The sequence below is a fragment of the Flavobacterium sasangense DSM 21067 genome (genome assembly GCF_000686885.1).
GTDB lineage: Bacteria > Bacteroidota > Bacteroidia > Flavobacteriales > Flavobacteriaceae > Flavobacterium > Flavobacterium sasangense.
Genome location: NZ_JMLU01000010.1, coordinates 65826 through 79818, shown reverse-complemented (window position 1 = coordinate 79818; position 13993 = coordinate 65826). Strand labels below are relative to the sequence as shown.

The 13993-nt window shown below is 32.8% G+C and carries 10 protein-coding genes and 3 tRNA genes; 8 read left to right on the top strand and 5 right to left on the bottom strand.

Annotated features, from left to right (window positions below):
• The first annotated feature begins 59 nt into the window (after positions 1-59).
• The 4 genes from BP92_RS0109105 to BP92_RS16050 are packed head-to-tail and all read left to right on the top strand — an operon-like array spanning position 60 to position 3388.
• The gene (locus BP92_RS0109105) at positions 60-1154 is read left to right on the top strand and encodes an AI-2E family transporter (protein WP_150111902.1); all 1095 of its coding nucleotides are present in this window, start codon (positions 60-62) and stop codon (positions 1152-1154) included.
• Between the two features lie 2 nt (positions 1155-1156).
• Positions 1157-2335 (top strand): class I SAM-dependent methyltransferase, encoded by a 1179-nt coding sequence (locus BP92_RS0109100; protein ID WP_026725778.1) that lies wholly within the window; start codon positions 1157-1159, stop codon positions 2333-2335.
• A gap of 5 nt (positions 2336-2340) precedes the next feature.
• Positions 2341-2910, top strand: a complete 570-nt coding sequence (locus BP92_RS0109095) for a hypothetical protein (RefSeq protein WP_026725777.1) — start codon at positions 2341-2343, stop codon at positions 2908-2910.
• 25 nt (positions 2911-2935) lie between these two features.
• The gene (locus BP92_RS16050) at positions 2936-3388 is read left to right on the top strand and encodes an NTF2 fold immunity protein (RefSeq protein ID WP_150111901.1); all 453 of its coding nucleotides are present in this window, start codon (positions 2936-2938) and stop codon (positions 3386-3388) included.
• Positions 3389-3441: 53 nt separating this feature from the next.
• Here BP92_RS16050 and BP92_RS0109085 read toward each other — a convergent pair.
• The 3 genes from BP92_RS0109085 to BP92_RS0109075 all read right to left on the bottom strand — a co-directional run bounded on the left by BP92_RS0109085 (position 3442) and on the right by BP92_RS0109075 (position 3703).
• A tRNA-Arg gene (locus BP92_RS0109085) sits at positions 3442-3515 on the bottom strand.
• A gap of 14 nt (positions 3516-3529) precedes the next feature.
• Positions 3530-3604: transfer RNA gene (locus BP92_RS0109080), tRNA-Pro, on the bottom strand.
• Between the two features lie 15 nt (positions 3605-3619).
• Positions 3620-3703 (bottom strand) — tRNA-Ser (locus BP92_RS0109075).
• Positions 3704-3972: 269 nt separating this feature from the next.
• Between BP92_RS0109075 and BP92_RS0109070 the strand changes: the two genes are divergently transcribed.
• Positions 3973-5151: an acetyl-CoA C-acyltransferase gene (locus tag BP92_RS0109070; RefSeq protein WP_026725776.1), complete on the top strand. Its 1179-nt coding sequence runs from the start codon at positions 3973-3975 to the stop codon at positions 5149-5151.
• 86 nt (positions 5152-5237) lie between these two features.
• A complete protein-coding gene (locus BP92_RS0109065; RefSeq protein WP_026725775.1) occupies positions 5238-5999 on the top strand; it encodes a C40 family peptidase in 762 nt (253 codons plus the stop codon).
• A 31-nt stretch (positions 6000-6030) separates the two neighbouring features.
• Here BP92_RS0109065 and BP92_RS0109060 read toward each other — a convergent pair whose 3' ends face one another.
• Together BP92_RS0109060 and gyrA are read right to left on the bottom strand one after the other, a co-directional pair.
• Positions 6031-7140, bottom strand: coding sequence for a tetratricopeptide repeat protein (locus BP92_RS0109060; protein ID WP_026725774.1), 1110 nt, complete (start codon positions 7138-7140; stop codon positions 6031-6033).
• Positions 7141-7194: 54 nt separating this feature from the next.
• Positions 7195-9744 carry a DNA gyrase subunit A gene (gyrA, locus tag BP92_RS0109055; protein ID WP_026725773.1) on the bottom strand — a complete coding sequence of 850 codons (2550 nt, stop codon included), beginning with the start codon at positions 9742-9744 and terminating at the stop codon, positions 7195-7197.
• A gap of 253 nt (positions 9745-9997) precedes the next feature.
• On the opposite strand from gyrA, the gene BP92_RS0109050 reads away from it, so the two are divergent.
• Entirely contained in the window at positions 9998-12547 is a 2550-nt protein-coding gene (locus BP92_RS0109050) for an ATP-dependent Clp protease ATP-binding subunit (protein WP_026725772.1), read from the top strand.
• A gap of 78 nt (positions 12548-12625) precedes the next feature.
• The gene (rimK, locus tag BP92_RS0109045; protein WP_026725771.1) at positions 12626-13993 is read left to right on the top strand and encodes a 30S ribosomal protein S6--L-glutamate ligase; all 1368 of its coding nucleotides are present in this window, start codon (positions 12626-12628) and stop codon (positions 13991-13993) included.

The following is a 13993-nucleotide window of genomic DNA, read 5'->3' as shown; positions in this document are numbered from 1 at the left end:
TAATTAATAAAACTCACCATTTTATGGTGAGTTTTTTTTATTTTAGCAAAAAAGAAATAATGACATCAAAAGAATTATCTCTAGGAATTGTAAGAGCAGTTGGAATAATTGCAGCTATTTCACTTCTCTTATTTTTCTTATATAAAATTACTACAGTAATTGTCTACTGCATTGTATCTGTTGTTTTTACACTTTTATTGTACCCATTTGTTTTATTTTTAAGAAGAAAACTAAAATTCAGAAACACATTAGCCGTTGTTACTACATTAATATTAGTGATTCTTTTAATTTCGGGAATCATTTTACTTTTTGTACCTTTAATTGTTTCACAAGGAGAAAACTTATCGCTTTTAGATATCAATTCTCTTGAAAATAATTACAACCAACTATTATCCGATGTTACACTTTATTTGAATTCTCACAATATAGATTTACAACAAATTGCTAAAAGTTCTAATTTAACGTCATTTTCAAATTTTGAATTCATTCCTAATTTTTTAAATAACATAGTAAGTACCATTGGAAATATCGGAATGGGTTTAGCATCTGTTTTATTCATTTCTTTTTTCTTGCTTAAAGAAAGAATCGCTTTTGCTACCGCTTTTAAAAATGTTTTACCATTAGATCAAAAAGAAAAAGTTTTAAATTCAGTTGAAAAGATAAACGAAATGCTTTCGAGATATTTCTTAGGACTATTACTTCAATTGTTTATTATTTTAGTATTATATTTTATTGTTTTTTTAATTTTCGGAGTCGATAACGCTTTAATAATTGCACTTTTGTGTGCCGTTTTCAACATTGTTCCTTATGTAGGTCCAATTATTGCCACCTTTGTAGCTAGTGTTTTAATCATGATTAGCAGTATTGGAACTGGAGCCGATTTTAGCACAGAAACTTTACCTACGACCATTTATGTTTTAATTGGTATGTTCGTTGTACAATTAATTGATAACAATGTCAGTTCGCCTTTAATTTTTTCAAAAAGCACCAATTCGCATCCTTTAGAAATCTTTTTAGTGATTTTGATTGCTGGAATTTTATTTGGCATTACCGGAATGATTATCGCTGTTCCGTTTTATACCTCATTAAAAGTAATTGGAAAAGAATTTTTACCCGAAAATAGAATCATCAAAGCCCTTACCAAAAACTTATAGTTTTGAATTTAGAATCTCTTTTACAAACGAAAATACAAGATTTTATTAATCAAAATCTGAATGCTGATAGTACGAAATTAGCTTTGAAAAAAAATCCATTTCCCGAAGTTAATTATTCCGTTATCATCAATCAAATTATTGCGAAAAAGAAAGCGAAAGACAAACTTCCAACTTGGTTTTCAACTGAAAATATTATTTATCCTGAGAAAATTTCTATTGAACAAACTTCGTCAGAAACTACAGCTAAGTACAAAGCTTCATTAATTTCTGGCGAAAAATTAATAGATTGTACGGGTGGATTTGGCATTGACGATTACTACTTTTCTAAACAATTCCAATCCGTTATTCATTGCGAATTAAATACCGATTTATCTCAAATCGTAAAACATAATTTCGAAGTTTTAAAAGTTTCAAATATCGAGTGTTTTCATGGCGATAGTTCAGAAATTTTAGAAAATTTGAATCAAAAGTTCGATTGTATTTACATCGATCCATCGAGAAGAAATGATGCTAAAGGCAAAGTCTTCATGTTAGCAGATTGTTTGCCTAACGTAGTCGATTTACAAGATTTTTATTATCAATTCACTAATACTATTTTAATCAAAACGGCTCCTATTTTAGATCTTCATGCTGGATTATTGGAATTAAAAAATGTATCTGAAATTCACATCGTAGCTGTGGAGAACGAAGTAAAAGAGTTGCTTTGGAAAATTGAGAAAAAATTCAATGAATCTCCAATAATTATTGCAGTTAATCTGGAAAATGAAAAACAAACGATTACAAAAATTGAAAGTTCAAAATCCTATTTTGCTTCTTATAGTTTACCCAAAAAATATCTGTACGAACCTAATGCTTCTCTAATGAAATCAGGCGGATTTGAAGCGGTTTCCGAATTGTTTACTGTTGGAAAATTGCATCAACATTCGCATTTGTACACTTCGGATAAACTTATTGATTTTCCGGGAAGAAAGTTTCAAATTGATGTGATTGTTCCGTTCCAGAAAAAAGAAATTTCGCAACATATTCAATGCAAAAAAATGAATGTTTCTACACGAAATTTCCCCATAAAACCAGAAGAAATCAAGAAAAAATACAAAATTACAGATGGTGGAACAGTTTTTGCTTTTTTCACCACAAATATGAATAATGAAAAAATAATTTTACTTTGCACCAAATTATAATCCAAATGAAACACCTTTTATCGCTGCTATTGTTACTTACACTAAGTGTTAACGCTCAAAAAAAAGATTGCATTTACGATATTGAAGAAAAAACAGATTCAACTTCATTAAGAGTTTTGCCAAACGTTTTAATGCATGAAAAAATATTTGGAAACACCAATGAATACTTATTCTTTACTCTTTTAAACGACAACGGAACACCTATGTTAAGTATACAACAATTACAAAAAAGCAAAGATTTTATTAAGACAAATTGTATTGCCAAAAATTCAAAAATTGTTTTACAATTAATGAATGGAAAAATTATAAACTTAATAAGTTCCGATGAAGAATCTTGTAGTGTTTTAACTTACGATGCGAAAGAACAAGACAATATTAGAGTTTTAGATGGTTATTTTTACTTCACCAAAACCAATTACGAAGAATTAAAAAATAGTCCGATTAGTTTAATGCGTATTCAATTTGCAGGGGAAACAAAAGATTACGTTTTAAAAAGCGAATTAAACTCCGAAACATTAAAAACCACTTCTAAACCAGATAGTTATTTTTTGCAGTTTTTAAAGTGTGTGGAGTAACTTAGTTATAAAATTTAATAAAATCATGAAACCAATTTATCTATTTATTTTAAGTTTAGTTCCTAGCCTAATAGTTTCTCAAGAAATTAATTTAAATACGCCATCTGAAATAACCTTAGAATTTATCAAAGATTTCAAAAAATGGAATGATTTTGCTTACAACCTAAGCTTAAACAATAATAATAGCGATGATTTAATAGAATTCGAATACAAAAAAATAATTACTAAATTCTGTCAAGCAACTAAATCTCATCAAGGGATTTCTTTTGGAAGTCACTCTGATCATTGTCCAGAAAAAGAAAAAATAAGCAAAGAGATTATTAAAAAAAATAGTGCAATAATTAAAACTAAATTTAAAGATCCAAAAAATAGTTTTCTAGATGCTGAATACGAATATCACTTTATTAAAATCGAAAACAATTGGTTTTTAGAAGAAGTGTATCTTATCGATGAAGATGGGAAATATGAAGGACTTTGAGATAATCTGAATTAATTAAAAACAAAAAAGCCTTGCAAATGCAAGGCTTTTTGTGATCGCGCCAGGATTCGAACCTGGGACCTACTCATTAGAAGTGAGTTGCTCTATCCAGCTGAGCTACGCAACCTAAAGTTGTTATCGTCGGGGTGGCAGGATTCGAACCTGCGGCCTCCTGCTCCCAAAGCAGGCGCGATAACCGGGCTACGCTACACCCCGCAAAAAACAAAAAAGCGGAGAGACAGGGACTCGAACCCTGGCGACGGTTACCCGTCGACAGATTAGCAATCTGCTCCGTTACCACTCCGGCACCTCTCCTATTATTGTTGTAAGAACTTATCTTTTTTGCGGTTGCAAATGTATATTTTCATTCTTAATTATACAACATTTTCGGGAGTTTTTTTCAATATATTTTTCTAATTTCTAAAAAAACGCTTACAATCAATACAATAGCTTTTCATTAAAAATGAAATCAAATTAATAATATCAAAATAAAATTCGATTTCAACTCAGAATATCAACAAAAACCTTGCCTCAATTCGAATAAAAATAGTAAATTCGCAATTCAAATAAAAAACCTTTCTATCATGAATAAAAAAGTAGTTATCGTTTCTGCCGTAAGAACTCCAATCGGAAGTTTCATGGGAGCTTTATCTAGTGTACCTGCTACAAAATTAGGTGCTGCTGCCATCAAAGGCGCTTTAAATAAAATCAATTTAGACCCTAAATTAGTTGACGAAGTTTTAATGGGTAACGTAGTTCAAGCTGGAAACGGCCAAGCTCCTGCCAGACAAGCTGCTTTATATGCGGGTTTATCTGAAAGTGTAGCTTGTACTACTGTAAATAAAGTTTGTGCTAGTGGTATGAAAGCCGTTATGCAAGGTGCTCAAGCTATCATGGCTGGCGATGCTGAAATCGTTGTTGCTGGTGGTATGGAAAATATGAGTTTGATTCCTCATTACGTTCACTTAAGAAACGGAGTGAAATTCGGACCAACTTCTTTAGTTGACGGAATGCAGAAAGATGGTTTAACTGACGCGTACGATAACAATGCTATGGGTGTTTGTGCTGACTTATGTGCAACAGAATACAACATTACAAGAGAAGATCAAGATAACTTCGCAATTCAATCATATGAGCGTTCTGCTGCTGCGTGGGAAGCTGGTAAGTTTGATGCAGAAATTGTTCCGGTAGAAGTTCCTCAAAGAAGAGGTGAGGCTATCGTAGTTTCTAAAGACGAAGAATACACTAATGTTAAATTAGATAAAATTCCTTCATTAGCTGCAGTTTTCACAAAAGAAGGAACGGTTACAGCGGCTAATGCTTCTACTATTAATGACGGAGCTGCGGCTTTAGTTTTAATGAGCGAAGAAAAAGCACAATCTTTAGGATTAACTCCTTTAGCTTATATTAAATCATACGCTGATGCGGCTCAAGAACCAAAATGGTTTACAACTGCGCCTGCAAAAGCATTACCAAAAGCATTAGACAAAGCTGGTTTAACAGTTGCTGATGTTGATTTCTTCGAATTTAATGAAGCTTTCGCTGTGGTTGGATTAGCTAATGCACAAATCTTAGGATTAGACAATGATAAAATCAATGTAAACGGAGGAGCAGTTTCTTTAGGTCACCCTCTAGGATGTTCTGGAGCTAGAATTATCGTTACGTTAATCAATGTCTTAAACCAAAACAATGCTAAAATTGGTGCGGCTGCTATCTGTAATGGTGGTGGTGGCGCTTCGGCAATTGTTATTGAAAGAGCATAATTTATAATTTTATTAATGGTGAATTTTGAATTTTAGTTACATTTGTAATTAAATTCTTAATTCATCATTTCTTATTTTGAACCAACATGTTTGGAATTTGTAATTTAGCCATAGTTCCTGCAAGAGCAGAAGCCAGCGACCGAAGCGAACAAGTTTCGCAATTACTCTTTGGAGAACACTTTAAAATTATTGAAATGACTGCCAAATGGGTGCAGGTGGAATTGGCATATGATAACTACATCGGTTGGATTGACTCGAAGCAATATCAGGCTATTTCAGAAGAACAGTATCAAATTTTAAACAATACTCCTATTGTTTTAAATGCTGATTTGGTGGAATATATTACCACTCCAAACAATCAATTAACTTCAATTACATTGGGCGCTTCTCTATCATTTTTGGATATTGAAGAAATTAATACTAATAAATATAGTTTTGAAGGTATTAAAGTTTGCGGTGAAAAACCAAAATCAGATTTAGTTAAAACTGCTTTCATGTATTTGAATGCTCCTTATTTGTGGGGAGGAAAAACGCCTTTTGGAATTGATTGTTCTGGATTTACACAAATGGTATATAAATTAAATGGTCATAAACTTTTACGAGATGCTTCACAACAAGCTACACAAGGAGAAGCTCTAAGTTTTATCGAAGAAAGTGAACCAGGCGATTTAGCCTTTTTTGATAACGAAGAAGGAAACATTATTCACGTAGGAATTATGATGGAAAACAACTACATCATTCACGCTTCAGGAAAAGTACGAATTGACAGACTAGACCACTTAGGAATTTACAACGCAGAAACTAATCGCCACACTCATAAACTAAGAGTTATTAAAAAAGTAATATAAAAAAATCCCGATTAAATCGGGATTTTTAGTATTAGTTGATAGCTTTTGCTTTTTCAGGTTGTCCTACTATTTCGTAAGTCATTTTTAAAATACTCTTTGTATTTTCATCTTTCGGATTAATTGAATATGCTTTTTCAAAATCAGGCAAAGATTTAGCAAACATCTCTTTTCTTTTTTTCATCAATTCATCATACTTCTTTTTATCAGCTCTTGAATTATTGATTTCGTTAACTAATTTATCATCTTCAGCTAAACCTGCGTATCCAGCGTTAAAATAAATATCAAATTCTCCTTTTTTCAATTCCTCATCATTTGGAGATAGTTTTCTTGCTTCAGCATAAGTTGCTTTTGCTTTTTCAATTTCTCCATTTGATGAATAAAGAATCGCTAATATTTTATAAACATCTGGTTTTGTAGTACTGTTTTTTACATCTTTAGGTTTCTCATGAGTTCCCAAAGTTGTTATAAATTTCGATCTTTCTTCTTTAGAATTAAACTCTTCCTCTGCTCCATTTGCTTTATTAACAGCAAAAAATGTTGTACCGTTATTTAAATAATCACTAACCGCATATTCTTCATACATTTTTTGAGCCAATTTATAATCTTGACTTTGAACTGCTAAAATAGCTGCGTTTTTCAATGCTTTTCCTTCAGATTTAGGATCAAATTGATATAAACTATAAAAGAAAACAGAAGCTTCTTTAAACTTTGAACCAGTATTTAAATTTAAAGCCAATGTTGTTAATGTTTGTTTGAATTGATTTTTTTCTTCAATCAATTCATCTGTATAAATCTTTTTTCCTGATTTTTTTTCAAACTCAATTGTTTCATCAATTACTACTCCATATTCTTTAATAAAATCTGGGCTATACAATTTCATTTGATCTTGAATTGTAGCTTTTTCTCCTTTTGATGCCAAAACAACTGTAGGATACATAACTCTATAAAATTTAGCATACACTTTATCAGATTCCTCTGTAGCTAATCCATCTAAAGCTGTGCTAGCTGCCTTATAAGCTTCTAAATCTTTATCTGATATAGTTTCTTTAGCATAAATCTTCTTTAAAACTTTAAGCTCCTCTTTTTGAGCAAATGTGGCAACTGACAATAAAAGTGCTGCACTTAATACTAGTTTTTTCATTGTTTTTTAAATCTGGGTTAAACAAAAGCCCAAAAAAATTTGGGCTCTTTCTATTTATTCTTGTGTTTCTGTTGAATCAATATCTGTGCCATTTTCAGCATCTGAAATATTTTCATTTTCATCCAATTCTACTTCTTCATCTTCACGAAGTACTTTAGTAACTGCCGCGATTGAATCGTTTCCTTTGATGTTGATTAATCGAACTCCTTGAGTAGCTCTTCCCATTACACGTAAATCAGAAATTTTCATTCTAATGGTTAATCCTGATTTGTTGATAATCATTAAATCATCTTCATCAGTAACGTCATTAATAGAAATTAATTGACCTGTTTTTTCGGTAATGTTAAGTGTTTTAACTCCTTTCCCACCTCGATTTGTGATTCTGTACACATCTTCTCCGTCTTCGTCTACCAACTTAGTACGTTTTCCGTAACCATTTTCAGTAACCACTAATAGTTGAGAATCGTTTACATGATCTTTATCGATAGAAACTAATCCAATTACTTCATCTTTTTCGTCAGCTAAAGTAATACCTCTAACTCCAGAAGCCGTTCTACCCATTGGACGTGTTTTCTCTTCTTCAAAACGAACTAACTTACCAGATTTCACTGCAATTAATACTTGACTGTTTCCTGTAGTTAATTTTGCTCCGATTAATTCATCATCTTCTTTAATCGTAATCGCGTTGATACCATTTTGACGTGGACGTGAATATTGTTCTAGCGGCGTTTTCTTAACTTGACCTTGTTTTGTAGCCATAATTACATAGTGACTATTGATGTAATCTTGGTCTTTTAAGTCTTGCGTACAGATGAATGCTTTTACTTTATCATCTTGCTCAATATTAATTAAGTTTTGGATGGCACGACCTTTACTTGTTTTTGTTCCTTCTGGAATTTCGTAAACACGCATCCAATAACACTTACCTTTTTGAGTAAAGAACATTAAATATTGATGATTAGTTGCCACAAATAAATGCTCTAAGAAATCTTGATCTCTTGTTCCTGCCGATTTTTGTCCAACTCCTCCTCTATTTTGTGTTTTGTATTCTGATAAAGAAGTACGCTTGATATAACCTGCATGAGAAATTGTAATTACAACACTCTCATCAGCAATTAAATCTTCGATACTTACATCACCACCAGAATATTCAATTTGAGAACGACGCTCATCCCCATATTTATCTCTAATCTCAATTAATTCGTCTTTAATAACTTGCATTCTCATTTCTTTACTTGCAAGTAATTCTTTTAAATACGCGATCAATTTCATGATTTCTTCGTATTCAGCACGTAATTTATCTTGTTCAAGACCTGTTAATTGTCTTAAACGCATTTCTACAATGGCACGCGCTTGAATTTCAGATAATTTGAAACGCTCAATTAATTTTGCTCTAGCTTCATCACCATCTTTAGAAGCTCTGATTATTTTGATTACTTCATCAATATTATCAGATGCAATAATTAAACCTTCTAAAATATGTGCTCTTTCTTCCGCTTTTCTTAAATCATATTGCGCTCTACGAACTACAACATCATGACGGTGTTCAACAAAATGATAAATCAAGTCTTTAAGATTTAACATTTGCGGACGACCTTTTACCAGTGCAATGTTATTTACACTGAATGAAGATTGTAATTGGGTATATTTATAAAGTGTATTTAAAACTACGTTTGGAACAGCATCACGTTTTAATTCATATACCACACGCATTCCATTTCTATCCGATTCATCACGAATATTGGAAATCCCTTCAATTTTTTTATCGTTAACTAAATCCGCTGTTTTCTTAATCATTTCAGCTTTGTTAACCTGATAAGGAATCTCGGTAACTATGATGGCTTCTCTACCATTAACTTCTTCAAAACCAACTTTTGCACGCATTACAATACGTCCTCTTCCCGTTTTGAATGCTTCTCTTACTCCTTCATAACCATAGATAATTCCTCCTGTTGGAAAATCCGGTGCTTTTATATAATTGATTAATTCATCAATCTCAATATCATTATTGTCGATAAATGCCAATGTTCCATCAATAACTTCAGTCAAGTTGTGAGGCGCCATATTTGTTGCCATACCAACCGCAATACCAGAAGCACCGTTAATCAATAAAGTTGGTACTTTTGTAGGCATAACTGTTGGTTCTTGCAACGTATCATCAAAGTTCAATTGAAAATCAACTGTTTCTTTGTCGATATCTGCCAACATTTCTTCCGAAATCTTTTTCATTCTGGCTTCGGTATAACGCATTGCTGCAGGACTATCACCATCGACAGAACCAAAGTTACCTTGACCATCAACCATTAAGTAACGTAAACTCCATTCTTGAGCCATACGCACCATTGCATCATATACTGAAGTATCACCGTGTGGGTGATATTTACCTAAAACTTCTCCAACAATCCTTGCCGACTTTTTGTGGGCTCTGTTCGAAAGAACTCCTAATTCGTACATTCCAAATAAAACTCTTCGGTGTACAGGCTTTAAACCATCTCTAACATCAGGAAGTGCACGTGACACAATAACAGACATCGAATAATCGATGTAAGCTGATTTCATTTCTTCCTCAATGTTAATAGGAATTAACTTTTCTCCTTCTGACATAAGTATTTATATTAAATTATATATTAGTACTAAAACGTGCCAATATACGGCTTTTTGAACTTTTACCACAAATTTTAAAACACTTATTTCGACTATTTATTAACAATTTTGTTTACAAATTGCTTATAATTCACTTCAAAGAAACTTTCATTTTTGAAATATTTTTTGTCATTTAGCCTATCTGTACTTTTATAAGGTATGATTTTTGTATTTCCTTATAGAATTTTGTACTTTTACTTATATTACAAATGCTATGGACGATAATTTTTCACCACGAGTTAAAGACGTAATTACCTACAGTAAAGAAGAAGCTTTACGACTAGGTCACGACTTTATTGGTACCGAACATTTAATGCTAGGAATACTTCGAGATGGCAATGGAAAAGCTATTAATATCTTGAATAATTTAGCTGTAGACTTAACTCACTTAAGAAAAAAAGTAGAGATTCTAAGCCCAGCTAACCCGAATGGTATACAAAATCTTGAAAAACAAAATCTTCACTTAACACGTCAAGCGGAACGTGCCTTGAAGACTACTTTTCTAGAAGCAAAACTATTCAATAATTCGGAGATTAGTACCGCTCACTTATTGCTATGTATTTTACGCAATGAAAACGACCCAACAACCAAGTTGTTGAACAAAATAAAAATTGATTACGAAACCGTTAAAGAACAGTATACAGCCATGATGACAAACGAAGACGATTATTTAGAAAACTTGCCAAAAGCAGAGTCGTTTAATGACGATTCCGGACAAGATGACAGTTTAAAGGAAAGCTCATTTAACAATCCTTCATCAGGAAGTAAGACCAATAAAAAATCAAAAACTCCTGTTTTGGATAACTTTGGGCGCGATTTAACTGAAATGGCTGAAGAAGGAAAATTAGACCCAGTTGTAGGACGTGAAAAAGAAATTGAACGTGTTTCGCAAATCTTAAGTCGAAGAAAGAAAAACAACCCTCTTTTAATCGGAGAGCCTGGAGTTGGAAAATCAGCAATTGCTGAAGGTTTAGCATTACGAATTATAAAGAAAAAAGTATCTCGTAATTTATTCAACAAACGTGTAGTTACACTTGATTTAGCAAGTTTAGTTGCTGGAACAAAATATCGCGGTCAATTCGAGGAACGAATGAAAGCCGTAATGAATGAATTAGAGAAAAATGATGATATCATTTTATTTATTGACGAAATTCACACTATTGTTGGTGCTGGAGGCGCAACAGGTTCGCTTGATGCTTCAAATATGTTCAAACCAGCATTAGCAAGAGGTGAAATTCAATGTGTTGGAGCAACTACTTTAGATGAATACCGTCAATATATTGAAAAAGATGGTGCTTTAGAAAGACGTTTCCAAAAAGTGATTGTAGAACCAACTTCAGTTGAAGAAACAATTACGATTTTGAATAATATCAAACCTAAATACGAAGATCATCACAACGTAATTTACACGCCAGAAGCTATTGAAGCTTGTGTAAAATTAACCAATAGATACATGACAGACCGCTTCCTTCCAGACAAAGCCATTGACGCTTTAGACGAAGCTGGTTCTCGTGTTCATATCATCAACATTGATGTTCCAAAGCAAATTTTGGAATTAGAAAAGAAATTAGAAGAAGTTCGCGAACTTAAAAATACGGTTGTTAAAAAACAGAAATACGAAGAAGCCGCAAAACTTCGTGATGATGAAAAACGCATCGAAAAAGATTTAGCAATCGCGCAAGAACAATGGGAAGAAGATTCTAAAAACAACAAAGTAACCGTTACAGAAGATAACGTTGCAGATGTAGTTTCTATGATGACTGGAATTCCTGTAAATCGAATTGCTCAAACTGAAAGTAATAAATTAGCTCACTTACCAGAACTAATTAAAGGTAAGGTAATTGGGCAAGACGAAGCAGTTCAAAAAATCGCAAAATCTATTCAAAGAAACAGAGCAGGTTTAAAAGATCCAAACAAGCCAATTGGTTCGTTTATTTTCTTAGGCCAAACCGGAGTTGGTAAAACACAATTAGCAAAAGTTATTGCAAAAGAATTATTCGATTCTGAAGATGCATTAGTTCGTATCGACATGAGTGAATACATGGAAAAATTTGCGATTTCAAGATTAGTTGGAGCGCCTCCAGGATACGTTGGATACGAAGAAGGTGGTCAATTAACTGAAAAAGTAAGAAGAAAACCATATTGTGTAGTGCTTTTAGACGAAATCGAAAAAGCGCATCCAGACGTTTTCAATATGATGCTTCAAGTTTTAGATGACGGTCATTTAACCGATAGTTTAGGTCGTAAAATCGATTTTAGAAATACGATTATCATTATGACTTCTAATGTTGGTGCACGCCAATTGAAAGATTTTGGAACTGGTGTTGGATTTGGTACAGCTTCAAAACAAGCTCAAACCGAAGAACATTCTAAAGGAATTATCGAAAATGCCTTGAAAAAAGCATTCGCTCCAGAATTCTTGAATCGTATTGATGATGTAATTGTGTTCAATGCGTTAGAAAAACATGATATTGATAAAATTATCGATATCGAAATGGATAAATTGTATTTAAGAGTCAAAGAATTAGGATACACTTTAAAACTTTCTGAAGCTGCAAAAGATTATATTGCTGAAAAAGGTTTCGATAAACAATTTGGTGCACGACCTTTAAAAAGAGCGATTCAAAAATATGTTGAAGATGCGCTTGCCGAGGAAATCATCACACACAAAATACATGAAGGTGACCAAATTTTTATGGATTTAGATGAAACTGCACAAGAACTCAAAATAGAAATTAAAAAATTAGAAGAACCAAGCTCTTAAGCTTGGTTTTTTTTATGTATCGAAATGATAATTGTATTAAAAAAAATACTACATTAGTTCTAAATTACAATTTCATTTATGCAAGACAAAGTTATCGTAGGTAGCGAAGAATGGTGTTCCTTCCCTGCTTTAGGAATTCCAACTATCAAAGCTCGTGTTGATTCTGGTGCAAAAACATCGGCATTGCACGCCATCAATATTGTTACATTTGAAAAAGACAGTGAGAGTTGGGTTAAATTCGATATTAATCCTATACAAAATAATGCAAAAGCAGTAATCCATTGCGAAGCACCATTAATTGACAAAAGAGTTGTTAAAAGTTCGAGTGGCTTTAGAGAACAACGTTATGTAATCAAAACCAAACTTGAAATTGGTGGCAAAACTTGGGAAATCGAAGTTACGTTAACTAATCGCGATTCGATGGGTTTCAGAATGTTATTGGGTCGTGAAGCGATGTCAGGTCGTGTTTTAGTCGATCCTGAAAAACGTTATTTATTGGGACAACCTACAACCGAAAAACTTAAAGAATACTATTACGCAAGTAGTGAAACAAAAAAAGGATTAAAAATTGGTTTATTAGCTAGTAATCCTGAATTATACAGCAACAAACGTATTTTAGAAGCAGGCGAATTAAGAGGTCATGAAATGCATTTCTTAAATTTGAAATACTGCTACATGAAATTAGACGCCACCAAACCTGAGATTCACTATCGTGGCGGAAAAGTTTTGAACGATTTTGATGCCGTAATTCCAAGAATTCGTCCAAGCATGACGTATTATGGTTGTGCTTTAACGCGACAATTTGAAGCGTTAAAAGTATTTGCTTTAAACAATGCTTCTGCAATTACACAATCGAGAGATAAATTATTTTCATTACAATTGTTATTAAACAACGGCGTTGATATCCCAACGACCGGATTCGCGAACTCACCTTTAGATACCGACGATTTAATTAAAATGGTGGGAGGTTCGCCTTTAATCGTAAAATTATTAGAAGGAACACAAGGAAAAGGTGTCGTTTTGGCAGAAACCAAAAAAGCTGCTGAATCGGTTATCAATGCTTTCAAGAGTTTAAATGCTAATATTTTAGTTCAAGAATTTATTAAAGAAGCAAATGGTAAAGATTTGAGGCTCTTTGTTGTAGATGGAAAAGTTGTTGCAGCCATGCAACGTGAAGCTGCTCCAGGAGAATTCAGAGCTAATATTCACATGGGAGGAACTGCTTCTGTGGTAAAAATTACTTCTGATGAAAAGAAAATCGCAATCAAAGCAGCAAAAGCAATGAATTTAAAAGTGGCTGGAGTTGACATCATTCGTTCGTCAAAAGGTCCGTTATTGTTGGAAGTGAATTCTTCTCCTGGTTTAGAAGGAATTGAAGGAGCTACTCAAAAAGACATTGCTGGCGAAATGATTAAAGCGATTGAGAAAAACTTTAAGTGGAAATAA